Raw genomic sequence first — 23844 nt, 5'->3', positions numbered from 1 at the left:
ACGATAATCGCCGGATGCAGATCCCGTTCACCAAGATGCAGGGCGCCGGCAACGATTTCGTGGTGCTCGACGAAACCCGCGGCCTGCTCGGCCTGTCCGAAGGCCAGGTTCGATTTTTGGCCGACCGCCACTTCGGTGTCGGCGCCGACCAGGTGCTGTCGGTGCGGCCTTCGCCCGCGCCGGGTGTCGATTTCGAGTACGTCATCTTCAACGCCGACGGCGGCGAGGTGGAGCAGTGCGGCAACGGCGCGCGCTGCTTCGTGCGCTACGTGCGCGAACACGGCCTCACCGACCGCGACGCGATCCGCGTGCAAACCCGTTCCGGCGTCATCGAGCCCCGGCTCGACGCCGACGGCCGGGTCACCGTCGACATGGGCGCGCCGGTGTTCGAGCCCGCGCTCGTGCCCTTCGACACTGCCGGCCTCTCGGCGCAGGCCGAAGGCGGCTGGCAGCGCTGGCCGCTGGCCCTGGGCAGCGAGGCGGGCGATCCGGTCGCGCGCGTGGCCGTGCTGTCCATGGGCAATCCGCACGCGGTGTGGCTGGTCGACGATGTCGACACCGCACCGGTCGCCCAGGCCGGCCCCGTCATCGAGCGCCATTCGCGATTTCCGCAGCGGGTCAACGCCGGCTTTCTGCAAGTGATCGATCGCGCCAACGTGCGGCTGCGCGTATACGAGCGCGGCGCCGGCGAAACCCTGGCCTGCGGCACCGGCGCCTGTGCGGCGGTGGTTGCCGGCATCCGCCTCGGCCTGCTCGACGCGCGGGTGCATGTGCAGACCCGCGGCGGCATGCTCACCATCGCCTGGGCCGGAGGCACCAGCCCGGTCCTGATGACCGGCCCCGCCGTCACCGTCTTCGAAGGCAGCATCGAGGTGCCCGACGAGCCTCTTACGCCCTGAACCCACCATGACCATCTCCACCACCCACCCGGAACTGCCGGACGCCGCCTCGGTGCCACCCATCACCGAAGACGACATCGCCGACTACCTGGTCAACAACCCCGAGTTCTTTGAGCGCCACGCCGAGGTGCTCACCGCCATCCAGCTGACCAGCCCGCACGGCGCCCGCGCGGTCAGCCTGCTGGAACGCCAGGCCGAGATGCTGCGCGAGAAGATCAAGGCGCTGGAGCAGCGCGTGATGCAGATGGTGCGCAACGGCCACGAGAACGCCTCCATCGCCGACCGGCTGCAGCGCTGGTCGCTGGTGCTGGCGGCCACCTCCGATCCAGCCGAATTGCCGGCCCGCGCGGTGGAAGCCGCGCGCGAACAGTTCGCCGTGCCGCAGGCGGCGCTGCGGGTGTGGGATGTGGCGCCGGGCCACCGGCTGGCGGCCTTCGCCAAGGATCCGGGTGAAGACCTGCGCACCTTTGCCGCATCGCTCGGCGAGCCCTATTGCGGCCCCAACCGCGGCTTCGACGCGGTGCGCCTGCTCGACGATCCGGAAGAGGCCGCATCGCTGGCGATGATGCCGCTGCGCACGCCCGAAGACGGCGCCTGCTTCGGCCTGCTGGTGCTGGCCTCCAACGAGATCGCCCGCTTCGACAGCGGCATGGGCACCGAATTCCTGCAGCGCATGGCGGCGGTCGCCAGCGCCGCCCTGGCCCGCCTGCGCGACTGACATGCCCAAGCCCGCGCGCGAGGACGAGCCGGCGGTCGACCGCCCGACGCATCCGCTGGTCGCGCGCTACCTCGACCACGTGCGCTTCGAGAAGCGCCTGGCCGACCGCACCGTCACGCTCTACGGCATCGACCTGCAGAAGCTCCTGGCCGCCTGCGAAGCCGCCGGCGTGGCGCCCGAGGCCGCCCACCACGCGCATATCCGCCGCTTCGCCGCGCAGATGCACGCCGCCGGCCGCAGTGCGCGCGGCATCGCGCTGGTGCTGTCGGGCTGGCGCGGGTTCTATGCCTGGCTGGGCCGCGAAGGCCTGATCGACCGGAACCCGGTGGTCGATGTGCGAGCGCCCAAGGCGCCCAAGCCGCTGCCCAAGGCCCTGGGCGTGGACGACGCCACGCAGCTCGCCGACTTCTCCCAAGACGAAGCGACGTCCGAGGAAGACGCCTGGCTCGACCAGCGCGACGCCGCCATGGTGGAACTGTTCTACGGCTGCGGCCTGCGCGTGGGCGAACTGGTCGCGCTCGACGCCGCCGCCTCGGCCGCCGGCCAGCAGGCCGGCCAGGGCTGGGTCGATCTGCAGGACGGCATGGTCCACGTGCGCGGCAAGGGCCGCAAGTGGCGCAGCGTGCCCATTTCCGGCAAGGCGGCCGAGGCCGTCGCGCTGTGGCTGCCGGTGCGCGCCAGCACGCTGCCGGCGGACGCCATCGGGCAGACGGCGATGTTTCCCGGCCGGCGTGGCACCCGGCTGACCCCGCAGGCGGTGTGGCAGCGGCTGCGCAGCCGCAGTGCCGCCGCCGGGCTGGCGGCCCCGGTGCATCCGCACATGCTGCGGCACTCCTACGCGAGCCACCTCCTGCAGTCCAGCGGCGACCTGCGCGCGGTGCAGGAACTGCTCGGCCACGCCAGCATCACCACGACCCAGGTCTACACCCGGCTCGACTTCCAGCACCTGGCGCAGATCTACGACGCCGCTCACCCCCGCGCGCGCAGAAAAAACTAATTTGGTTTTGCGTAAAATTTGACGGTCTGTCTTGACCATTCATCGCACAATTTTCTGAATGAACGACTGCTACTGATGGCTTCATCAAGATTAAGTCGCGCACTAAAAGCGGGCTGATCAGTTGTTTCGTTATATCCACGGCCTCCCATTTGTTGAGCGAGCCAGCCCTTTGCATTTCTAGGTCTATCTGGATCAGCCGGAATTTGATTGCGTTGGAGTATAAAGTTTCTATGGCCGTCTAGCGATTTTGCTGCGGCAATAAACCATGCTTCATATTCACGATTGGCCATTACAACTGATATTGAGCGATGCCTCAGGATGTTGCTCGCCATGCTTGCTATTTCGGCGCCGCGTTTGACCGGGCAATCGTCGTCAGCATCAAGTAAAATCAGAATCCAACCATTTCCGCCTGCTTTTGCTCCGGCTAATAATAAATGCCTTCGAAATTCTAAAGGTTTGTTTAGAAATCGATCTTTTTGCACTCTGATGGGTGGTGAGATTAGTGCTGAAATTTCTGGCGTTAATTTATCGCTAATTCTGCGTAATAAAATGGGAAGTGCAATTACTTCTCCGTCACCTTCAACTATGGGTACGACGGTAATCATGCCAGTGCTTTTCCAAACAACTCGGCTTGTTTTCCTTCTTGAGAATTTAAAATATTTCGATCAGGCGCAAGCTGGTTTAGTCTAAGTAATTCTCCGGCAGAAAATAGGTGCTCTCGCATCGATGTTCGTGAAGCTTCATCAAGAGGAGCAATTTTAGTTTCGCCACCCTCAGAAACAATAGCAAGTAAAGATTCCGATTTTAAGTTTTGATCGTCTAGCAAATCAGGGCTATGGCTTGTCACAATGATTTGCGTGCGTTGGGACGCGCGGACCAAGGCCTCTCTCAGTGCACCACTAGCGGCCGGATGCAGCGCTGTCTCAGGTTCCTCAACGCCGATTAACGTAGGTGCATAGTCTTGATTGGCTTGAAACAAAGCTGTTAATACGCCAAGTGCTCGCAATGTGCCGTCAGACATGTTTTGCGCAAAAAAACGCCAAGGGTGTTTTGATCCGGCCATGTCTTGGCGAAACTCAAGGGTTTCCATCGGGCCGACCTTTTTTCTCTCGACTGCATGAACCATCGGTGCGACGGTTTGAAGGTACTCCTGGATTGTACGAATGGCTTCGGGAGCACTTTTTTCCAGATGACCGATAACGCTTGCAATGTTCTCGCCGACTGATTTTAGAAGTCGTCCATCCTGCGGGTTTTGCATTTCTCGCATTAGTTTTGGATTAAGATTGTAAAAACCCATTGCAGTCAGCTTGTCATATAGAGGGCGAAACGAGGCAAGGCCGGAGGCTGCGACGAGTGCGAGTCGGTCCGGGGTCGTTACTGGGAAAGAATTCTCGCTACTTTTGATTAATTTTCCGCGGTTTACTCGAAAAAAAGGACCTTTTCCGACGCCTTTAATCACACATTCTTCGGATTGAACTTCGTGTCCGCCACCTTGGCGTGTACCAATTTCGAAAGCGTAATAGCCGCGATTTTCTTCAATAAGAAACTCAAGTCTTATTCCGAAATGTGTAGGATGACCATTTGACCTTCGTCGCACTTCCGATATGCCTCCACGCATATTTAGCGCATTGTCAAGAGATCCTGTGAGTGCGTCACTAATCAAATGAAGTGCGTCAAGAAAATTGCTTTTTCCCGAACCATTTGCGCCCACCAAATAGGTTAGAGGGCCCAGTTGAACATCGCAGTAGCCGATGCTCCTAAAATTTCGCAAAATGACCCGCGTAATAAAAATTGGATCCACCTGTGCGCCTTTCCTCGTCCTTGCGACTATTTGGTGGAGTTTCTCATGGTCTACGCGCAATCTGTTATGGCGTCAGGCAACATTGAGCTCATGAAAACTCTGAAACTGCGCGACGGCAAGGAGCGCTCCCTGCTGCGCCGTCATCCCTGGATCTTCGAATCGGCCATCGCCCGCGGCGGTGCCGACAGCGGCGAAACCGTGCGGGTGGAAGCCCACGACGGCCGCTTTCTCGGCTGGGCCGCCTTCAGCCCGGCCTCGCGCATCCGTGCGCGGGTCTGGAGCTTCGTGGAGACCGATCGCATCGACGCCGCCTTCTTCGCCGCGCGGGTGCAGGCGGCCGTCGACATGCGCCGCCACCTGGCCATCGACAGCGACGGCGTGCGCCTGGTGCACGGCGAGTCCGACGGCCTGCCGGGCCTCATCGTCGACCGCTACGGCGACACCCTGGTCGCCCAATTCGGCAGCGCCGGCTCCGAGCGTTGGAAGGTCGTGCTCGCCGACGCCCTGCTGGCCGCAACCGGCCTGCAGAAGCTCTACGAACGCTCCGACGCCAGCGCGCGCGGCCTCGAAGGCCTGCCCGAGGCCACCGGCTGGCTGCGCGGCGACGGCCCCACGGCGCTGGTGCTGCAGGAGCACGGCTGGCGCCTCGGCCTGGACATCGCCACCGGCCACAAGACCGGTTACTACCTCGACCAGCGCGACAGCCGCAAGGCCTTTGCCGATACGGTGCAGCGCCTGGGTTCGCGCCGGGTGCTCAACTGCTACAGCTATACCGGCGGCTTCACCGTGGCGGCGCTCGTCGGGCAAGGGGCCGCCGGGGTGCAGGGCGGCGAAGTCGTGACCATCGATTCCTCCGGCCCCGCGCTGGAACAGGCGCGCGAGAACCTGCGCCTGAACGGTCTCGACGACGCCGGCTGCGAGTTTCTCGACGCCGACGTCAACGCCAGCCTGCGCCGCTTCGGCCAGGAGGGCCGGGTGTTCGACGCCATCGTGCTCGACCCGCCCAAGTTCGCCCCCACCTCGGCACATGCCGAGCGGGCCGCGCGCGCCTACAAGGACATCAACCGGCTGGCGCTCAAGCTGCTGGCGCCGGGTGGTGTGCTGTTCACCTATTCATGCTCGGGCGGGGTGCCGCCGGAGCTGTTCCACAAGATCGTCGCCTCGGCCGGCGCCGATGCCGGTGTCGACGGCTACGTCATCCAGCGCCTGGCCGGCGCGCCCGATCACCCCATGACGCTGACCTTCCCCGAGGGCGAATACCTCAAGGGGCTGGTCGTGCTGCGGCGGGGCTGACCGCGGCTAGCGGCTGCGCCTGGCCACCAGGGCGCGGCAGCGGCGCTGGTCTTCGACGTTGTCGCGATCGGCCTGGTAGATCGGCCACAGGCCGCGTTTCGTGCGTTCGAGGTCGATCAGGTTCATGCGGGTCGGGGGCAGGTCGGCATCCTTCAGGCGCAGCACGTCGGCCGGCTTGAGCTTGGGGTTCGCCTGCAGGACTTCCAGCAGGCAGGTGGTGTAGGAGGGCAGGCCCATGACGAGATTGCAGAGGTACTTGTCGTGCGCGCATGCACCGGCCGCGTCGCGCTGGCCGCCGGTGGTGAGCGTCCAGTCGGCGCCGGCCTCGGTCAGCAGCTTGACGCATTCGATGACTTCGTCGCCGTCCAGGTACCGGGCCCGTCGGGCCAGTTCGTACAAGGGATAGCCACCCTCGCCGTCGCGCACATCGACCTGGCGCGTGCGTTGCAGGATCAGGGCGAGTGCCTCGGCATCGGCGTGGCTCGCCGCGACGTGCAGCGCCACCTGGCCATCGAAGGTGTGTGCGGTCACCGCGGCCGGACATGTCTCCAGCGCCTGCTGCAGCATGCGCGAGGCGTTGCGATCGAGACTGTTCATCAGATGCCAGACCATGGGTGTCTGATTGAGCCCGCCTGCGGTGAGCACCGCCTCGGCATCGGTCTGGGTCATCGATTGCAAGGTGTGGCGGAAGTTGGCTTCGCCGCGTTCGATGCTTTTTTTCAAGGTCTCGAACAGGTTTGACTGGGCGAGGGTCAGCGGGGGCCGTATTGCCCCGTGCACCTGGTCAAGGGCTTGCGTCGATACCGCCTGATCGACGTCGAGAAGGGGGGCGCTTTCGGTGGTGTCCGGGCCGGCGGTGAAATCGTTCGGGCCGGCCGCTGCGCAGGGCGTCTGCACGAGTGGGCCGAGCGGCGAGGCCACCTCGTTCGCCGGCTCTTGCGTTCGGGTGGTGGGGACCGGCGCGGTTGGGTGTGAAACACCGCGCGGGGCAGTGTCGGGCCTGGTGCGCAGGAGGAGGTGTTCGATCGAACCAGCGGAGTGGCGACGGGTGAGGGGCTGGTGCATGGTCGGCGCTGCGGTGTCGACAGAATCGGCGGGCCGGCAGGCCCGGGCGAGCCGCCCAATCTAGACAGGCGGGTGCCGAGCGTGTCGCTTGCCGAGAAACGATCTACCCGGTAGCGAAGCCGCGCGGGACCGCAAAGAAAAACCGGCGCCGACCGGGGCTTGACGGCCTCGCTAAACTGCTGGTTTGCCTTCCATTGCACGGCTGCACCAGCCCCAGGGACCCGATTCCATGAGCCTCATCCCCGCCACCATCCTCACCGGCTTTCTCGGCTCGGGCAAGACCACGCTGCTCAAGCGCCTGCTGTCCGAAAACCACGGCATGAAGATCGCCGTGATCGAGAACGAGTTCGGCGAGGAGAACATCGACAACGACATCCTGGTCACCGAGTCCAAGGAGCAGATCGTGCAGATGAGCAATGGCTGCGTCTGCTGCACCATCCGCGAAGACCTGCGCGAGGCGCTGCAGCTGCTGGCTGCCAAGAAGCGCAAGGGTCTGCTCGACTTCGACCGCGTCGTCATCGAGACCACCGGCCTGGCCGACCCCGGCCCGGTCGCGCAGACCTTCTTCATGGACGAGGAGATCGCCGAGAGCTATCTGCTCGATTCCATCCTCACGCTGGTCGACGCCAAGCACGCTCCGCAGCAGCTCGACGACCGCCAGGAGGCGCGCCGCCAGGTGGGCTTTGCCGACCAGCTCTTCATCAGCAAAAGCGACCTGGTCGCCGCCGACGAGACCGACGCGCTGATCCACCGGCTCAAGCACATGAACCCGCGCGCGCCGATCCAGAAGGTGAACTTCGGCGACGTGCCCCTGGCCAACGTGCTCGACCTGCGCGGCTTCAACCTCAACGCCACGCTCGACATCGACCCGGACTTCCTCAAGGAAGACGACCACGGCCACGATCACCACGACCACGACCATGCGCACGGCGAGCACTGCGACCATCCCTCGCACGCCCATGGCGAGCACGGCCACCACCATGCCCATGACGACGACGTGAAGAGCTTCGCCTTCAAGTCCGAGCGCGCCTTCGACCCCGCCAAGCTCGAGGATTTTCTCGGCGCCATCGTCAACATCTACGGCCCTCGCATGCTGCGCTACAAGGGCGTGCTCCACATGCAGGGCACCGACCGCAAGGTGATTTTTCAGGGCGTGCACCAGCTGATGGGCAGCGACCTCGGTCCGGCCTGGGCCGAAGGCGAAACGCGCAACAGCAAGATGGTCTTCATCGGCATCGACCTGCCCAACGACATCTTTCTGCAGGGACTGCAGCAATGCCTGGTCTGATGGTGCGCAGCCGCGCGATTTGAGCCTATACAATCGCGCGCCGGCAAACTGCCGGTACGTCCCCGGCCGGGACCACGCCTGACCGCAAGGAGGCCGCGCATGAACGCCAAGTCGAGCCAGGACCCCGAAGCTTCGCCCCCCGGCAAAGGCTTCGTTTTCCCCGGATCGGCACCGTTCAGGTGCAGTCCGACACGCCCCACGGCGACTTGCCGGCTTCCCGCCCGGGCCGGAAGCCCCTAACATCTCCGGCACCGCCCATCGTGGCGGTTCCGACCGTCTGTCGTCAGCCCTTCCAAGACCATGCCTTCCATCGTTCCTGCCCCCGTGAAGAAAGACCCGAAGCTTGCCCAAAACTGGAAGAGCAAGTCGGGTGATGCCCTGACCGACGCCGAAGTCATCGCCATGCCCGATGCCGAGTACATGAACGAGAAGCAGCTGGCGTTCTTCCGCCACAAGCTCGTCGTGCTCAAGCAGGACATGCTGGCCAACGCCGGTGAAACCACCGAACACCTCCGTGAAGACACGGTGGTCGTTCCCGATCCGGCCGACCGCGCCACCATCGAGGAAGAACACGCCCTCGAACTGCGTACCCGCGATCGCGAACGCAAGCTGCTCAAGAAGATCGAGCAGTCCATCGCCCGCATCGACGCCGGCGATTACGGCTACTGCGACGAGACCGGCGAGCCGATCGGCGTCGGCCGCCTGCTGGCCCGCCCGACCGCCACGCTTTCGCTGGAAGCGCAACAGCGCCGCGAGCTCAAGCAGAAGATGTTCGGGGACTGATCCTCGGCGCCGGCACACCATGCGCAAGGACCGGCCCACCGGAATCCTCCGCCGGATGGTGCGCCTGGTGCTTCCCGCCGGATCGGGCCAGGGTGGCCCGACCACGTCTGAAAGCGAATCCGAACTCGACCAGGATTCCGGCAAGGGTCGCCAGCTCCTGCGTGAACTGATGGAGCGCCGCCGCCGCAACGACCTGGTGCGGCAACGCGAGTTCGACCAGCTGCGGCGCATGCGACGCCTCGCGGCGGTCCATGTTCCGGTGCCGGCCGACGCCGACGAGGAAGACGAGGCGGCCGAATCTGAAGGCACCGAGTTCCTCGACACCGCACCGGACCACGACCCCGAAGAGCGCGCGATGACCGTGCGCAAGATCAACGAGATCGAGGAGCAGATGTCGCGGCAGTGGTGGAAGACCCGCCCTGCCGAGCCGGTCGATCTGCTGCCGAACAGCCGTCCGCCCGGTGGCGAGAGCCGGCGTCCGGGCGATTCGCAGGCGGCGACCCGCCACGTTCCGCTGCCGGGTCACTCCACGCTGGATATCGGGCCGCCAGGGCCCCGGCCGTCGACCGGTTTCATCACCACCACCGGTTCTGCGCAGGTACAGATCACCCGCCGCGCCCCGGTGCCACCCGTGCAGCCCGACCTGGAATTGCCCGATCTGGAGTTGCCTGACATGGAGCTGCCCGGTGCGGCAGCGGGCGAGCCGGCCGACACCATGATTCCGCAGCTCGTGGCGACCGGCCCGGGACCGCTGCCTGGGCCGCAGCCCGCACTGCCTGGTTTCGTGCACGACCCGCAGCTGGAGGAGGCCGCCATCGAGTTCGCCAACGGCGACGCCATGGCCGCCCAGCTGCACATCCGCCACCTCATCGACAGCCCCGCGTCGACCGAAGGCGCATCGCTGCTGGAATACTGGTTCGCTTTGTTCGACCTCTACCGCGCGCTCGGGCGTCGCGAGGCCTTCGAAGCGTCCGCCATCGAATACGCCGAGCGTTTCGGCCGTTCGCCACCGGCCTGGGTGTCGCTGGCGCCCGACGCCCTGCCGCCGGCCGAAGGCTTGGTCGAGGGCACGGGCGATTTTCATTGGCACAGCCCCGCGCTCGTCGGCGCGCATGCAGTCTCGCTGCTCACCACCGGTGCCGCGACGGCGCCCGGCGCCTGGTGGCTGGACTGGTCCGGCCTGGAAGGTTTCGAATACGACGCGGTGGCGCCGCTGCTGGAGGCTTTCCATGCGTGGAGCCTGGCGGAGGTGCATCTCTGCTTCGAGGGCTCCGACCGCCTGCTCGCCGCACTGGAGTCCCGCACGCTCACCGGTGCCGCCGATGCCGAGGCCGACTGGTGGCGGCTGCGCATGGAGGCGCTGCGGCTGATGGGCCGGATCGACGATTACGAAGAGGCCGCGCTGGACTACTGCATCACCTACGAGGTGTCGCCGCCGGCCTGGCAGGAGCCCCGCTGTATCTGCCAGGTGCTGCAGGGCGGAATGCAGCCTGCGTTCGACCACGCGTCGGTGGCATTTGCCGACGACGATGCGCCGCAGCCTCCGCCCCTGCCCGAACTCGTCGGCGAGATCGGCAGCGACATCGCTTCCGTGCTGGCGCGGGTGGGCGAGGCACGGGAGCGGCAGCTCCTGATGGCGCCGATGGATCGCGACGAACTGCTGGCCATCGACTGCTCGCGGCTGGTGCGGCTCGACTTCGTGGCCGCCGGCTCGGTGCTCGGCTGGGCCGCGGCCCGGCACGCCGAAGGGCTGGCGGTGGAGTTTCGCCATCTCCACCGGCTGGCGGGCATCTTCTTCAATGTGACCGGCATCAACGAATACGCGCGGGTCTACGTCCGGCCGGATTGAAACCGGAAGCAAGCGGCGGGTGCGCCGGGCATTGAAATACGGCCTGCCGTCCCCAGTTTTCGCCGCTATGGATCATTCGAGCGACAGCGCCGTGTTTCACGGCACCACCATTCTCAGCGTCCGCCGCCAGACTCCCGAGGGCTGGCAGGTCGCCATCGGCGGAGACGGCCAGGTGACCCTGGGCAACATCGTCATCAAGGGCACCGCGCGCAAGGTGCGCAAGCTGCACCACGAGAAGGTGCTGGCCGGATTCGCCGGCGCCACCGCCGATGCCTTCACCCTGTTCGAGCGCTTTGAGGCCAAGCTGGAAAAGCACCAGGGCCAGTTGGCACGTGCCGCCATCGAGCTCACCAAGGAATGGCGCACCGACCGGGTGCTGCGCCGCCTGGAAGCCATGCTGGCGGTGGCCGATCGCACTACTTCGCTGATCATCACCGGCAACGGCGACGTGCTGGAGCCGGAGCAGGGCATCGTTGCGATCGGGTCCGGCGGGGCGTATGCGCATTCGGCGGCCAAGGCGCTGATCGACAACACCGACCTGCCCGCCGACGTGGTGGTGAAGAAGTCGCTGGAGATCGCGGGCAGCCTGTGTATCTACACCAACATGTCCCACACCATAGAGACCTTGAGCTAACCCCCAGGCTGGCTATGGCTGACCCCAGGCTATTCACTTCGTGTAATCGCCAACCCCCGTCCCGGGGGCAACGCTGGCCAACCGGAAGGCTTGACTGACCCCCAGGCTATTCACTTCGTGTGATCGCCAACCCCCGTCCCGGGGGCAACGCTGGCCAACCGGAAGGCTTGACTGACCCCCAGGCTATTCACTTCGTGTGATCGCCAACCCCCGTCCCGGGGGCAACGCTGACCAACCGGCAAAGCCGGTCGGCGGCGTCCTGGATTGATCGGCTCGCTGCGCATTGCCCTGTTTTTTGAGTGCGTCCCATTTGTACGGATTTGATATGTCGTTTTCCATGACCCCCCAGGAGATCGTCTCCGAACTCGATCGACACATCGTTGGCCAGCGCGAGGCCAAGCGGGCGGTGGCGATCGCCTTGCGCAACCGCTGGCGGCGGCAGCAGGTCGACGAGAAGTTGCGCCACGAGATCACGCCCAAGAACATCCTGATGATCGGGCCGACCGGCGTGGGCAAGACCGAGATCGCGCGGCGGCTGGCGCGGCTGGCGGACGCGCCGTTCATCAAGGTGGAGGCGACCAAGTTCACCGAGGTCGGCTACGTGGGCAAGGACGTCGACACCATCGTGCGCGACCTGGTCGAAGTGGCGGTCAAGCAGACCCGCGAGGCCGAGATGAAGCTGCACCGCGAACGCGCCGTCGACGCCGCCGAGGACCGGGTGCTCGACATCCTGCTGCCGCCGGCGCGCCCCACCGGTGCCGCCGCGGAGGAGGGCGCGCTCGCCATCGCCGCGCCCGCGCCCGAGAGCACCGCCCGCCAGGCGTTCCGCAAGAAGCTGCGCGAAGGCCAGCTCGACGACAAGGAAATCGAGCTCGACCTGGCCGAGGCACCGCCGCCGGTCGACGTGGTCGGCCCGCCGGGCATGGAAGGCATGGCCGAGCAATTGCGCGGCATGTTCGGGCAGATGGGCGGACGGCGGAAGACGCGCCGGCTGAAGATCGCCGAGGCCCTGCGGCTGCTGACCGACGAGGAGGCCGGCAAGCTGGTCAACGAGGAAGAGACCCGCGCCCGGGCCGTGAGCAACGCCGAGCAGAACGGCATCGTGTTCATCGACGAGATCGACAAGGTCGCCTCGCGCAGCGAGGGCGGTGGCAGCACCGCCGAGATCTCGCGGCAGGGTGTGCAGCGCGACCTGCTGCCGCTGGTGGAAGGCACTTCGGTGACCACCAAGTACGGCATCGTCAAGACCGACCACATGCTGTTCATCGCCTCGGGCGCCTTCCACCTGGCCAAGCCCAGCGACCTGATTCCCGAGCTGCAGGGGCGTTTCCCGATCCGGGTCGAGCTGCAATCGCTCTCCGCCCTGGATTTCGAGGCCATCCTGGTTCAGACGCATGCGTCGCTGGTACGCCAGTACCAGGCGCTCATGGCGACCGAAGGCGTGCAGGTGGAGTTCACCCCCGAAGGCATCACCCGGCTGGCCGCCATCGCCTACGAAGTGAACGAGCGCACCGAGGACATCGGCGCCCGGCGACTGGCCACGGTGATGGAGCGCCTGCTCGACGAGGCGAGTTTCGACGCCGCCAACCTCGCGGGGCAGACGCTGACGGTCGATGCCGCCTATGTGGACGCCCGTCTGGGCGAGCTCAGCCGCAACGAAGATCTGTCGCGCTTCATCCTCTGATAGGTCGCACCGGTGGAAACGCCGGTTACAGACGCCGTGTGCCGGCAACGAATTTTTGTTCGTTGCCGGCACTGTTACATGTGAGCCATCGCCTCAAGATTCACTTTGAATTGGATGGCTAAGTGCTTCATCTAGAAGGTTTTTCCCTTGGTCACACTTTCGTGAGTCGTGTCTAAGTCGTTGATTTCATTGTGAAAGTTGGACCGAACGGATCTTCCGGTGCGCTGAATCCTGCTACAGTGCAAAAAAGTGCAATTCGGTGGGAAAAAGTGCCCGGCCAGGCGCCCCACCCGCACTTCCAGCAAGCTGCATTGCTCATCTCCCGGAGGGTTTTTCGCCGTGTTCCAAGGGGCCTCGTCGCTGAGTCTCGATGCCAAGGGGCGCTTGTCCGTCCCGACGCGTCACCGCGACGTCCTGGGCGCGACCGCTTCCGGTCAGCTCACCATCACCAAGCATCCGCATGGCTGCCTGATGGTGTTCCCGCGCCCTGAATGGGAGAAGTTCCGCGAGCGTATTGCCCAGTTGCCCATGTCCGCCCAGTGGTGGAAGCGCATTTTTCTCGGTAACGCGATGGATGTGGAGATGGATGGCACCGGCCGCGTGCTGGTGTCGCCGGAACTGCGTGCAGCCGCAGGTCTGGCCAAAGACTGCGTTTTGCTGGGCATGGGCAACCATTTCGAACTCTGGGACAAGACGAGCTACGACGCCCAGGAAGCCGAAGCCATGAAGGGCGAGATGCCTGACGCCTTCCAGGACTTCTCCTTCTGATCATGACGACCGCTGCTCTCCACACGACCGTCATGCTGAACGAGGCGGTCGACGCCTTGGTCCAGGATCCGGACGGCACCTATGTCGACGCCACCTTCGGGCGCGGCGGCCACAGCCGGCTCATTTTGTCGCGGCTCTCGCCGGCCGGCCGGCTGATCGCCTTCGACAAGGATCCGGAGGCCATCGCCGCCGCCAGCGCGATCGGCGACGAGCGCTTCTCGATCCGGCACGAGGGCTTTGCCCAGTTGGGGGAGCTGCCTCCGGGCAGCGCCGCCGGGGTCCTGATGGACCTCGGTGTCAGCTCCCCCCAGATCGATAACCCCGCACGGGGTTTTTCTTTTCGTTTCGACGGTCCGCTCGACATGCGCATGGATCCCACGCGCGGCGAGAGCGTGGCCGACTGGCTGGCTGCGGCCGAAACGCAGCAGATCGCGGAGGTGATACGTGACTACGGCGAAGAACGGTTTGCTGGCCCCATTGCGAAGGCGATTGTTGCTCGCCGACAGGAACGGGGCCCTCTCACGACCACTGCCGAGCTGGCCGAGCTCGTGGCTGGCGCGGTCAAGACCCGCGAGCAGGGGCAGAACCCCGCCACGCGCACCTTTCAGGCTCTTCGGATTTTCATCAACGCCGAGCTCGAAGAGCTTCAGCAGGCCCTGAACGCCAGCCTGTCGGTGTTGCGTCCGGGCGGGCGGCTGTCGGTGATCAGCTTCCATTCGCTCGAAGACCGCATCGTCAAGACCTTCATCGCGCAGCAGTCCAAGGAGGTCTACGACCGCCGGGCACCGTTCGCGCCGCCGCAGCCGATGCGCCTGGTGGCGCTGGGCCGCAGTAAACCGAGCGCGGCCGAGGTCAGTGCCAACCCCCGTTCGCGCAGCGCCATGCTGCGCGTGGCCGAGCGCACCGAGGTGTCGGCATGACGCGTCTGTCCATCGTGCTGCTGATGGCCGTCATGGCCAGCGCCCTGTACCTGGTGCATGTGCAGTACGAGTCGCGCAAGCTCTTCACCGAAATGGAGCGCGCCACCGCCGAGGCGCACCGCCTGGAAGTGGAACGCGACCGGCTCGAGGTCGAGAAGCGCGCCCAGGCCACGCCGCTGCGGGTGGAAAAGCTCGCCCGCGACAAGCTGCAGATGCGCAACACCACGCCGGCCATCACGTTGTACGTGCCCTATGCCGCCAACACGGCAGCCGGCGCTGGCGAGACGGGGACCACGCGATGAACGCCTGCCTGGAGCTTTCGACATGAGCAGAGGCAGCCGCAGCGTCCAGTACGCCTCCAGCCCGCTGCTCGCCAGCAAGACCCCGGTCTGGCGCAGCAAGTTCATCGTGGCCTGCATCGCGCTCGGCTTCGTGGCGCTGGCGGGCCGCGCGCTGTATGTGCAGGTCATCGGCAACGCCTTCTTCCAGCGGCAGGGGCTGGTGCGCTTCGCCCGCACGCTGGAGCTGCCGGCCAACCGCGGCCGCATCCTCGACCGCAACGGCCTGCTGCTGGCTTCGAGCGTGATCGCGCCCAGCATCTGGGCGATTCCCGAGGACGTCGACAAGGACGACCCGGCCGTCGCCGCCAAGCTCAAGACCCTGGCCAAGCTGCTCGGCATGACGCCGGCGGCGCTGGGCAAGAAGCTCGCCGACGAGGACAAAACCTTCGTCTGGATCCAGCGCCAGGTCGACGAACCCATCGCCAAGCAGATCGCCGCGCTCGACATCAAGGGCATCTACCAGCGCAAGGAATACAAGCGCCAGTATCCCGAGGGCGAGGCGGCCGCGCACATCGTGGGCTTCACCAACGTCGAGGACAAGGGCCAGGAAGGCATCGAGCTGGCCTTCAACAACGACCTCGCCGGCAAGTCCGGCTCGCGCCGCGTCATCAAGGACCGCCTGGGCCGCGCGGTCGAGGGCGTGGGCGATGCGGTGCCGCCGGTCGACGGCAAGGACATCCAGCTCTCCATCGACAGCAAGGTGCAGTTCTTCGCCTACCAGAAGTTGCGCGACGCGGTCATGCTGCACAAGGCCAAGGCCGGCAGCGTGGTGGTGCTCGACTCGGTGACCGGCGAAATCCTGGCGCTGGCCAACTACCCGAGCTACGACCCTGGCAACCGCCAGCATCTCTCGGGCGAGCAGCTGCGCAATCGCGCGCTCACCGACACCTTCGAGCCCGGCTCCACGATGAAGCCGATCACCGTCGCCACGGCGCTGGAGCTTGGCCGGGTCACGCCGCAGACCATGATCGACACCTCGCCGGGTCGCATCACCATCACCGGCTCGACCATCACCGACACCCACAACTACGGCCTGCAGACGGTCGAGGGCGTCATCCAGAAGTCGAGCAACGTCGGTGCCACCAAGATCTCGCAGCGCATGACGGCGCACGAAATGTGGGACAGCTTCAGCGCCATGGGTTTCGGCCAGAAGCCGCAGCTCACCTTTCCCGGCGCGGTCACTGGCCGGCTGCGGCCCTGGAAGACCTGGCGTCCGGTGGAGCAGGCCACCATGTCCTACGGCTACGGTCTGTCGGCGTCGCTCTTCCAGATGGCGCACGCTTACACCACCTTCGCGCACGACGGCAACCTGATCCCGGCCACCATCCTCAAGAGCGACCAGCCGGCCGTGGGTACCCGTGTGTTCTCGTCGAAGAATTCCGCCGCCGTGCGCCACATGCTGCAGCTGGCCGCCGGCCCAGGCGGCACCGCGCCCAAGGCGCAGACCATGGGTTACTCGGTCGGCGGCAAGTCCGGTACCGCCCACAAGCAGGAAGGCCGGGGCTACGCGTCGCACAAATATCGGTCGTGGTTCAACGGCATCGCGCCGATCGACAAGCCGCGCATCGTCGTGGCCGTGATGATCGACGAGCCCACCGCCGGCAGCTACTTCGGCGGCACCGTGGCCGGCCCTGTCTTCAGCGAGGTGGTGTCGCAGACCCTGCGCATCATGGGCGTGCAGCCCGACCTGAGCGTCAAGCCGCAGGTCATGGCCAAGGAAGTCGAGGAGTCCTTCTGATGGTCGCCGCCGACGCCTCTCCCGTGCTGCTCGCCACTGCGCCCGACGCAGTGCGTTGGCTGCGCGCGCGCGTGGGCGGCACCTTGCGCATCGACAGCCGCGAAGTGCAGCCAGGCGACGGTTTCATCGCCTGGCCGGGCGCAGCGGTCGACGGCCGGGCCTTCGTGGCCGACGCGTTCGCGCGTGGCGCGGCGGCCTGCCTGGTCGAGCAGTCGGGTGTCGAGGCCTTCGACTTCGGCGACCGGCCCGTGGCGGCCTGCGCTGGCCTGAAGGCGGCCACTGGCCTCATCGCAGCCGAATGGTTCGCCGCACCGACCACGCAGCTCGACGTGCTGGCCGTCACCGGCACCAACGGCAAGACCACCACCGCCTGGTGGCTGGCGCAGGCGCTGGGCCGGGTCGGCCGCCGATGCGGCCTGGTCGGCACGCTCGGCACGGGCGTGCCGCCGGACGTCGTCGCCAACGGCCTGACCACGCCCGACCCGGTGCTGCTGCAACGCGTTTTCCGCGATTTCGTCGACGGCGGCATGGCGGCCTGCGCCATCGAGGCCTCGTCCATCGGCGTGGCCGAGCGCCGGCTCGACGGCAGCCGCATCCGCGTCGCGCTGTTCACCAATTTCACCCAGGACCACCTCGACTACCACGGCGACATGGCCGCCTATTGGGCCGCCAAGTCGGCGCTGTTCGACTGGCCCGGCCTGCAGGCGGCGGTGATCAACATCGACGACGCGCAGGGCGCCGCGCTGGCCGCGCGCCTTTCGCTGGATCGCTGGACCTATTCCGCCGATGGCCATCCGGCGGCCCGGCTGCGCGCCGAAGCCATCGGCCACGGCGACGACGGCCTGGGTTTCACCGTGGTCGAAGCCGACGAGCGCCATGTGCTGTGCTCGGGCGCCATCGGCCAGTACAACGTCGCCAACCTGCTGGCCGTCATCGGCGGCCTGCGGGCGCTGGGCATTTCGCTCACCGACGCGGTCGCCGCCTGTGCCGGTCTGCTGCCGGTGCCCGGCCGCATGGAGCGCGTGGCGCGTGCCGGCCAGCCGCTGGTGGCGGTCGACTACGCGCACACGCCCGACGCGCTCGACAAGGCCCTGGCCGCATTGCGCCCGGTGGCCCTGGCGCGCGGCGGCCGTCTGGTCTGCCTGTTCGGCTGCGGTGGCGGGCGCGACCAGGCCAAGCGTCCGGCCATGGCAGCCATTGCCGCGCGCGGCGCCGACATCGTCTGGCTCACCAGCGACAACCCGCGCCACGAAGACCCGGCCGCCATCCTGGCGCAAGCCGGTGCCGGCCTGCCTGCCGGCACGGCGAGCCGCATCGAGATCGACCGCGCGGTGGCCATCGCCGCCGCCATCGACGAGGCCCGTCCACAAGACGTGGTGCTGGTCGCCGGCAAGGGCCACGAAACCTACCAGGAAGTCGCCGGACGGCGGCTTCCGTTCTCCGACCGCGAACAGGTCGAGGCCGCGCTGGATCGCCGCGCCGCCTCCCGTTTGCCGCCGTCGGCCACCCCTTCACCGAATTCCATGACCCTTTCCCGTTCCATGATGACCCTGCAGCAGGCCTTTGCCTGGACCGGCGGCACCCGCCTGGTCGGCAACGGCGAGCTGCCCATCGCGCGCATTCATACCGACACCCGCACGCTGCAGCCCGGCGATCTGTTCGTGGCCCTGCGTGGCGAGCGTTACGACGCCAACGATTTCCTGGCCGACGCCCGCGCCAGCGGCGCCGTGGCGGCCATCGCCCACGGCGGCCTGGAAGCCGCCGGCCTGCAGGGCATCGAAGTGCCCGACAGCCGCGCCGCGCTGGCCGCACTGGCCGCCGGCTGGCGCCAGCGCTTCGCCCTGCCGCTGGTCGCGGTCACCGGCAGCAACGGCAAGACCACGGTCACCCAGATGGTGGCCAGCATCCTGCGGGCCGCGCACGGCGACGACGCCTTCGCCACCCAGGGCAATTTCAACAACGACATCGGCGTGCCGCTGACCCTGCTGCGCCTGCGCGAACACCACCGCGCCGGCGTGGTCGAGCTGGGCATGAACCACCCCGGCGAAATCGCCGTGCTGGCCCACATCGCCCAGCCCACGGTGGCCCTGGTGAACAACGCCCAGCGCGAGCACCAGGAGTTCATGCACACGGTGGAAGCGGTGGCGCATGAGAACGGCAGTGTTCTCTCCTCGCTGCCGGACAGCGGCTGCGCCGTGTTGCCCGCCGGCGACGAATTCACGCCGCTGTGGCGCTCGCTCGCCGGCCAGCGCACCTGCCTGACCTTCGCCGAGACGGCGGCCGATGGTGCCGATCTCTGGCTGCGCTCGGCCGACTGGCTGGGTGATGCCTGGGCCGTGACGGCCGCCACGCCTTCGGGCGACATCGCCTTCCGCCTGGCGGTGGCCGGCCGGCACAACCTGCTCAACGCCCTGGCCGCGTCGGCGTGTGCGCTGGCGGCCGGCGTGTCGCCGCAGGACGTCGCCGCCGGCCTGGCGGCTTTCCAGCCGGTGAAGGGTCGTTCGCGTGCGGTGCAGCTCACGCTGGCCGGCAAGCCGCTGACCCTGATCGACGACAGCTACAACGCCAATCCGGATTCGGTGCGCGCAGCCATCGACGTGCTGGCCTCGCTGCCCGGCCCGCGCCTGCTGGTGCTGGGCGACATGGGCGAGGTCGGCGACCAGGGGCCGGCCTTCCACGCCGAAGCCGGTGCCCACGCGGCGGCTCGTGGCATCGAGACCGTCTACACCCTGGGCGCGCTGTGCGCCTCGGTGGGCGGTGCGGCACGGCATTTCGACTCCTACGCCGCGCTCGAAGCGGCCGTGCTGGCGGTGCTGCCGCAGACGGCCAGCGTGCTGGTGAAGGGCTCGCGCTTCATGCAGATGGAACGCGCGGTGCAGGCCATCGAAGCGCAGGCCGCGGCCGGCGCGCAGGGGGCATCCGCATGCTGATGAACCTGGCCCAGTGGCTGCAGACGCTGTCGCCCGAATTCGGGCCGCTGCGCGTGTTCCAGTACCTCACTTTCCGTGCGGTGATGGCCGCCATGACCGCGCTGCTGATCGCGCTGCTGTCCGGCCCCTTCGTGATCCGCCGCCTCACGGCGCTCAAGATCGGTCAGCCGGTGCGTGGCTACGGCATGCAGACGCACCTGGTCAAGAGCGGCACGCCCACCATGGGCGGCGTGCTGATCCTGCTGGCCATCGCGGTGTCGACCCTGCTCTGGTCCGACCTCTCCAACCGCTTCGTCTGGATCGTGATGCTGGTCACCGGCGGCTTCGGCGCCATCGGCTGGGCCGACGACTGGCGCAAGGTGGTGCGCAAGGATCCGGAAGGCATGCGCTCGCGCGAGAAGTACCTGTGGCAGTCGGCCATCGGCCTGCTGGCCGCGCTTTATCTGGTGTTCAGCATTTCCGAATCGTCCAACTGGAAGGTGCTGCAGCTGGTGGCGACCTGGGTGCAGTCGGGCTTCGACGTCGACCTGCCACCCAAGGCCGGCCTGCTGGTGCCCTTCTTCAAGTCGGTGAGCTATCCGCTGGGCGTCTTCGGCTTCGTGATCCTGACCTACCTGGTCATCGTCGGCTCCAGCAACGCGGTCAACATGACCGACGGCCTCGACGGCCTGGCCATCATGCCGGTGGTGATGGTGGGCTCGGCGCTGGGCATCTTCGCCTACATCGTCGGCAACGCCTCGCTGTCGAAGTACCTGCTGTTTCCGCACATCCCGGGCTCGGGCGAACTGCTGGTGTTCTGCTCGGCCATGGCCGGCGCGGGTCTGGCTTTTCTGTGGTTCAACGCGCACCCGGCGCAGGTCTTCATGGGCGACGTCGGCGCGCTGGCGCTGGGCGCTGCGCTCGGCACGGTCGCGGTCATCGTGCGGCAGGAAATCGTGCTGGCCATCATGGGTGGCGTGTTCGTCGCCGAAGCCCTGTCGGTAATGCTGCAGGTGGTGTGGTTCAAGATCACCAAGAAGCGCTTCGGCGCCGGCCGCCGGCTGTTCCTGATGGCGCCGCTGCACCACCACTTCGAGAAGAAGGGCTGGAAGGAAACGCAGGTCGTGGTCCGCTTCTGGATCCTGACGATGCTGCTGTGTCTCGTCGGCCTCACCACGCTTAAATTGCGATGAGACACCTCGCCGATCTCCCCGTGCTGGTCCTGGGCCTGGGTGCCTCGGGCCTGGCCATGGCGCGCTGGTGCGCGCGCCACGGGGCGCGGGTCACGGTGGCCGATACGCGCGAGGCGCCGCCGCAACTGGCCGCGCTGCGGGCCGAGGTGCCGGACGCCACTTTCGTCGCTGGCGACTTTTCCGAAGCGCTGGTGCAAGGTGGTGTGGTGCGGGCGGTGTACCTGTCGCCCGGCCTGGCGCCGGCGCAGACGGCTCCGGTGGTCGACGCGGCACGTGCCATCGGCCTGCCGGTCAGCGGCGAGCTCGGCCTGTTCGCGCTGGCGCTGGCCGACCTGCGCGGCTCCGATGTCGAGGCCGTTCTGCCGGAAGCCGAAGACGAAATCGACGAGCCGGAACCGGTCGACCTGCCCGACGAAGCCGATCAAGATGACGATCGCCCGGCCGATGCGTTGCCTCTCGTGCCGGTGGACGAAACGCCGGATGCCGGACCCGCCGACACCCGCTATCGCCCGGCCGTGCTGGCCATCACCGGCACCAACGGCAAGACCACCGTCACCGCGCTCACCGGCCAGCTGGTCGAGCGCGCCGGCAAGACCGTGGCCGTGGCCGGCAACATCGGCCCGACCCTGCTCGACACGCTTTCGCAGCACCTGGACGCCGGCACGCTGCCGCAGGTCTGGGTGCTGGAGCTCTCCAGCTTCCAGCTCGACACGGCGACCGGCTTCGAGCCCACCGCCGCCACCGTGCTCAACATCAGCCAGGACCACCTCGACTGGCACGGCGGCATGCCGAACTACGTGGCGGCCAAGGCGCGCGTGTTCGGCGAGCGCGGCCTGATGGTGCTCAACCGCGAGGACGAGGTCGTGATGGGCATGCTGCCGCCACCGGTCAAGGTGCGGCTGCAGAAGCCGCGCCAGCGCGCCCACGTCACCTTCGGCGGCGACATGCCGCGCCGGCCCGGCGACTTCGGCATCGAGGTCGTCAACGGCATGGCCTGGCTGGTGCGCGCCCAGGAAGCCGACGAGACCCGCCGCAAGCGCGGCGCCGAAGAAGAAGACCTGCACATCCAGCGCCTGATGCCGGCCGACGCCCTGCGCATTCGCGGCCGGCACAACGCGGTCAACGCCCTGGCCGCGCTGGCGCTGGCCCAGGCCGGCGGCTGCGCGCTGGCGCCCATGCTCTACGGCCTGCGTGAATACCGGGGCGAGCCGCATCGGGTGGAATCGGTCGCGGTGATCGACGGCGTGGAATATTTCGACGACAGCAAGGGCACCAACGTCGGCGCCACCGTGGCGGCGCTGGCGGGCCTGGGTGCCGAGCGTCGGCTCGTGGTGATTCTCGGCGGCCTCGGCAAGGACCAGGACTTCAGCCCGCTGGCCGCGCCCGTCGCCCGCCATGCGCGCGCCGTGGTGCTGATCGGCCGCGACGCACCGGTCATCGCGCAGGCGCTGGCCGACACCGGCGTCGGCCTGCACGACGCCGCCACCCTGCCCGAAGCCGTGGCCACCGCCAGCCGTCTGGCCCATGCCGGCGACGCGGTGCTGCTGTCGCCGGCCTGCGCCAGCTTCGACATGTTCCGAGGCTACGACCACCGCGCCGAGGTTTTCTGCGAAGCCGTCGCCGAACTCGCCGACGGCCAACTGGCCGGTGCCGGCGCCGGCGCGGAGGAGGCCGAATGAGCGCCGTACCCGAAAACGTCGGCCTGCGTGGTCGCATCGGCGGCTGGTTCAGCGGCCTGTTCCAGGCGGCGACCGAAGCGCTGCCGGTGCGCATCGGTTCGCAGGAATTCGCCCGTACCCAGACCGCGCCGGCCCGCCTGATGGGCTTTGACCAGGCGCTGTTGTGGGTCACCGTCGCGCTGCTGGCCTGGGGCCTGGTGATGGTCTATTCCGCCTCCATCGCCATGCCGGACAACCCGCGCTTCGGCAAGCTGGGCTACAGCCAGACCTACTTCCTCACCCGGCACGTCGTCGGCTTGGTGCTGGGTTTCGTCGCGGCGGTGCTGGCCTTCCAGATTCCGATCCGCACCTGGGAACGCTGCGCCCCGGCGCTGTTCATCTTCTCGCTGGTGCTGCTGGTGCTGGTGCTCGTTCCGCACGTGGGCCGCAGCGTCAACGGCGCACGCCGCTGGATTCCACTGGGGGTCATGAACTTTCAACCTTCCGAGCTCGCCAAGCTGTCGGTGGTGATCTACGCGGCGGACTACATGGTGCGCAAGATGGAGGTCAAGGAACGTTTCTTCCGCGCGGTGCTGCCGATGGGCGTGGCCGTGGCGCTGGTGGGCGTGTTCCTGCTGGCCGAGCCCGACATGGGCGCCTTCATGGTGATCGCGATCATCGCCATGGGCATCCTGTTTTTGGGCGGCGTCAACGCCCGCATGTTCTTCCTGATCGCCGCGGTGCTGCTGGTGGCCTTCGGCATGATGGTCATGATGAGCGAGTGGCGGCGCGAGCGGATCTTCGCCTACCTCAACCCCTGGGACGAGAAACTCACCCTGGGCAAGGGCTACCAGCTGTCGCATTCGCTGATCGCCATCGGCCGCGGCGAGATCTTCGGGGTGGGCCTGGGGGGCAGCGTCGAAAAGCTGCACTGGCTGCCCGAGGCGCACACCGACTTTCTGCTGGCCGTCATCGGCGAGGAATTCGGCATGGTCGGCGTGCTGATCTGCATCGGCCTGTTCCTGTGGCTGACCCGCCGCATCATGCACATCGGCCGCCAGGCCATCGCGCTCGACCGCGTCTTCGCCGGGCTGGTGGCGCAGGGCATCGGCATCTGGGTGGGTTTTCAGTCCTTCATCAACATGGGCGTGAACCTGGGCGCGCTGCCGACCAAGGGCCTGACGCTGCCCTTCATGAGTTATGGCGGTTCGGCCATCCTGATGAACCTCGTTGCCGTGGCGCTGGTGCTGCGGATCGATTATGAAAACAGGGTTCTCATGCGCGGAGGCCGAGTATGAGAATCCTG

The 23844-nt window shown here is 66.9% G+C and carries 20 protein-coding genes; 17 read left to right on the top strand and 3 right to left on the bottom strand.

The window, feature by feature from the left end:
• The first annotated feature begins 14 nt into the window (after nt 1-14).
• Genes dapF through R9X41_RS19200 form a run of 3 tightly spaced genes read left to right on the top strand, consistent with a single transcriptional unit; the run spans nt 15 to nt 2614 of the window.
• Nucleotides 15-899 (top strand): diaminopimelate epimerase, encoded by an 885-nt coding sequence (gene dapF / locus R9X41_RS19210; protein WP_318632041.1) that lies wholly within the window; start codon nt 15-17, stop codon nt 897-899.
• Nucleotides 900-906: 7 nt separating this feature from the next.
• Entirely contained in the window at nt 907-1617 is a 711-nt protein-coding gene (locus R9X41_RS19205; protein WP_318632040.1) for a DUF484 family protein, read from the top strand.
• A 1-nt stretch (nt 1618) separates the two neighbouring features.
• A complete protein-coding gene (locus R9X41_RS19200) occupies nt 1619-2614 on the top strand; it encodes a tyrosine recombinase XerC (protein WP_318632039.1) in 996 nt (331 codons plus the stop codon).
• Here the strand turns inward: R9X41_RS19200 and R9X41_RS19195 are convergent.
• Nucleotides 2611-3219, bottom strand: coding sequence for a DUF4276 family protein (locus tag R9X41_RS19195; RefSeq protein WP_318632038.1), 609 nt, complete (start codon nt 3217-3219; stop codon nt 2611-2613). The two genes, R9X41_RS19200 and R9X41_RS19195, sit on opposite strands and share 4 nt — an antisense overlap.
• Complete coding sequence (locus tag R9X41_RS19190; RefSeq protein ID WP_318632037.1) at nt 3216-4415, bottom strand: AAA family ATPase; 1200 nt, start codon at nt 4413-4415, stop codon at nt 3216-3218. Before R9X41_RS19190 ends, R9X41_RS19195 begins: the two co-directional genes overlap by 4 nt.
• A gap of 90 nt (nt 4416-4505) precedes the next feature.
• On the opposite strand from R9X41_RS19190, the gene R9X41_RS19185 reads away from it, so the two are divergent.
• On the top strand, nt 4506-5708 hold the full coding sequence (locus R9X41_RS19185; protein WP_318632036.1) for a class I SAM-dependent rRNA methyltransferase: 1203 nt from the start codon (nt 4506-4508) through the stop codon (nt 5706-5708).
• 6 nt (nt 5709-5714) lie between these two features.
• Here R9X41_RS19185 and R9X41_RS19180 read toward each other — a convergent pair whose 3' ends face one another.
• The gene (locus tag R9X41_RS19180) at nt 5715-6431 is read right to left on the bottom strand and encodes an ankyrin repeat domain-containing protein (protein ID WP_318632035.1); all 717 of its coding nucleotides are present in this window, start codon (nt 6429-6431) and stop codon (nt 5715-5717) included.
• 571 nt (nt 6432-7002) lie between these two features.
• Here R9X41_RS19180 and R9X41_RS19175 point away from each other — a divergent pair.
• The 13 genes from R9X41_RS19175 (at nt 7003) to ftsW (ending at nt 23836) form a co-directional block, all read left to right on the top strand.
• Nucleotides 7003-8061, top strand: a complete 1059-nt coding sequence (locus R9X41_RS19175; protein ID WP_318632034.1) for a CobW family GTP-binding protein — start codon at nt 7003-7005, stop codon at nt 8059-8061.
• A 300-nt stretch (nt 8062-8361) separates the two neighbouring features.
• On the top strand, nt 8362-8844 hold the full coding sequence (gene dksA, locus R9X41_RS19170; protein ID WP_318632033.1) for an RNA polymerase-binding protein DksA: 483 nt from the start codon (nt 8362-8364) through the stop codon (nt 8842-8844).
• Nucleotides 8845-8863: 19 nt separating this feature from the next.
• The gene (locus R9X41_RS19165; protein ID WP_318632032.1) at nt 8864-10693 is read left to right on the top strand and encodes an STAS domain-containing protein; all 1830 of its coding nucleotides are present in this window, start codon (nt 8864-8866) and stop codon (nt 10691-10693) included.
• A 67-nt stretch (nt 10694-10760) separates the two neighbouring features.
• Entirely contained in the window at nt 10761-11327 is a 567-nt protein-coding gene (gene hslV / locus R9X41_RS19160) for an ATP-dependent protease subunit HslV (RefSeq protein WP_318632031.1), read from the top strand.
• A 337-nt stretch (nt 11328-11664) separates the two neighbouring features.
• Complete coding sequence (hslU, locus tag R9X41_RS19155) at nt 11665-13011, top strand: ATP-dependent protease ATPase subunit HslU (protein ID WP_412556629.1); 1347 nt, start codon at nt 11665-11667, stop codon at nt 13009-13011.
• A gap of 339 nt (nt 13012-13350) precedes the next feature.
• A complete protein-coding gene (mraZ, locus tag R9X41_RS19150; protein ID WP_318632029.1) occupies nt 13351-13779 on the top strand; it encodes a division/cell wall cluster transcriptional repressor MraZ in 429 nt (142 codons plus the stop codon).
• A 2-nt stretch (nt 13780-13781) separates the two neighbouring features.
• Nucleotides 13782-14699, top strand: coding sequence for a 16S rRNA (cytosine(1402)-N(4))-methyltransferase RsmH (gene rsmH / locus R9X41_RS19145; protein WP_318632028.1), 918 nt, complete (start codon nt 13782-13784; stop codon nt 14697-14699).
• Entirely contained in the window at nt 14696-15001 is a 306-nt protein-coding gene (gene ftsL, locus R9X41_RS19140; protein ID WP_318632027.1) for a cell division protein FtsL, read from the top strand. The genes rsmH and ftsL overlap by 4 nt, the downstream gene beginning before the upstream one ends.
• Before the next feature lie 22 nt (nt 15002-15023).
• On the top strand, nt 15024-16778 hold the full coding sequence (locus R9X41_RS19135; protein WP_318632026.1) for a peptidoglycan D,D-transpeptidase FtsI family protein: 1755 nt from the start codon (nt 15024-15026) through the stop codon (nt 16776-16778).
• Nucleotides 16778-19708: a bifunctional UDP-N-acetylmuramoyl-L-alanyl-D-glutamate--2,6-diaminopimelate ligase MurE/UDP-N-acetylmuramoyl-tripeptide--D-alanyl-D-alanine ligase MurF gene (gene murF, locus R9X41_RS19130; protein ID WP_318632025.1), complete on the top strand. Its 2931-nt coding sequence runs from the start codon at nt 16778-16780 to the stop codon at nt 19706-19708. Before R9X41_RS19135 ends, murF begins: the two co-directional genes overlap by 1 nt.
• Nucleotides 19702-20880: a phospho-N-acetylmuramoyl-pentapeptide-transferase gene (mraY, locus tag R9X41_RS19125; RefSeq protein WP_318632024.1), complete on the top strand. Its 1179-nt coding sequence runs from the start codon at nt 19702-19704 to the stop codon at nt 20878-20880. Before murF ends, mraY begins: the two co-directional genes overlap by 7 nt.
• Nucleotides 20877-22559 carry a UDP-N-acetylmuramoyl-L-alanine--D-glutamate ligase gene (gene murD, locus R9X41_RS19120; RefSeq protein ID WP_318632023.1) on the top strand — a complete coding sequence of 561 codons (1683 nt, stop codon included), beginning with the start codon at nt 20877-20879 and terminating at the stop codon, nt 22557-22559. The genes mraY and murD overlap by 4 nt, the downstream gene beginning before the upstream one ends.
• A complete protein-coding gene (ftsW, locus tag R9X41_RS19115) occupies nt 22556-23836 on the top strand; it encodes a putative lipid II flippase FtsW (RefSeq protein ID WP_318632022.1) in 1281 nt (426 codons plus the stop codon). The genes murD and ftsW overlap by 4 nt, the downstream gene beginning before the upstream one ends.
• Nucleotides 23837-23844 lie beyond the last annotated feature (8 nt).

The sequence above is a fragment of the Xylophilus sp. GOD-11R genome (assembly GCF_033546935.1).
Lineage (GTDB): Bacteria > Pseudomonadota > Gammaproteobacteria > Burkholderiales > Burkholderiaceae_C > Xylophilus.
This window is presented reverse-complemented; position numbering and strand designations above follow the sequence as displayed.

Bases quoted from the DNA above. Each gene is read 5' to 3' on its own strand.
- R9X41_RS19175 (WP_318632034.1), top strand. From the start codon at position 7,003: ATGAGCCTCATCCCCGCCACCATCCTCACCGGCTTTCTCGGCTCGGGC.
- hslU (WP_412556629.1), top strand. From the start codon at position 11,665: ATGACCCCCCAGGAGATCGTCTCCGAACTCGATCGACACATCGTTGGC.
- R9X41_RS19200 (WP_318632039.1), top strand. From the start codon at position 1,619: ATGCCCAAGCCCGCGCGCGAGGACGAGCCGGCGGTCGACCGCCCGACG.
- murD (WP_318632023.1), top strand. From the start codon at position 20,877: ATGAGACACCTCGCCGATCTCCCCGTGCTGGTCCTGGGCCTGGGTGCC.
- ftsL (WP_318632027.1), top strand. From the start codon at position 14,696: ATGACGCGTCTGTCCATCGTGCTGCTGATGGCCGTCATGGCCAGCGCC.
- R9X41_RS19135 (WP_318632026.1), top strand. From the start codon at position 15,024: ATGAGCAGAGGCAGCCGCAGCGTCCAGTACGCCTCCAGCCCGCTGCTC.
- R9X41_RS19195 (WP_318632038.1), bottom strand. From the start codon at position 3,219: ATGATTACCGTCGTACCCATAGTTGAAGGTGACGGAGAAGTAATTGCA.
- hslV (WP_318632031.1), top strand. From the start codon at position 10,761: ATGGATCATTCGAGCGACAGCGCCGTGTTTCACGGCACCACCATTCTC.
- R9X41_RS19205 (WP_318632040.1), top strand. From the start codon at position 907: ATGACCATCTCCACCACCCACCCGGAACTGCCGGACGCCGCCTCGGTG.
- dapF (WP_318632041.1), top strand. From the start codon at position 15: ATGCAGATCCCGTTCACCAAGATGCAGGGCGCCGGCAACGATTTCGTG.
- murF (WP_318632025.1), top strand. From the start codon at position 16,778: ATGGTCGCCGCCGACGCCTCTCCCGTGCTGCTCGCCACTGCGCCCGAC.
- ftsW (WP_318632022.1), top strand. From the start codon at position 22,556: ATGAGCGCCGTACCCGAAAACGTCGGCCTGCGTGGTCGCATCGGCGGC.
- R9X41_RS19165 (WP_318632032.1), top strand. From the start codon at position 8,864: ATGCGCAAGGACCGGCCCACCGGAATCCTCCGCCGGATGGTGCGCCTG.
- mraY (WP_318632024.1), top strand. From the start codon at position 19,702: ATGCTGATGAACCTGGCCCAGTGGCTGCAGACGCTGTCGCCCGAATTC.
- dksA (WP_318632033.1), top strand. From the start codon at position 8,362: ATGCCTTCCATCGTTCCTGCCCCCGTGAAGAAAGACCCGAAGCTTGCC.
- R9X41_RS19185 (WP_318632036.1), top strand. From the start codon at position 4,506: ATGAAAACTCTGAAACTGCGCGACGGCAAGGAGCGCTCCCTGCTGCGC.
- rsmH (WP_318632028.1), top strand. From the start codon at position 13,782: ATGACGACCGCTGCTCTCCACACGACCGTCATGCTGAACGAGGCGGTC.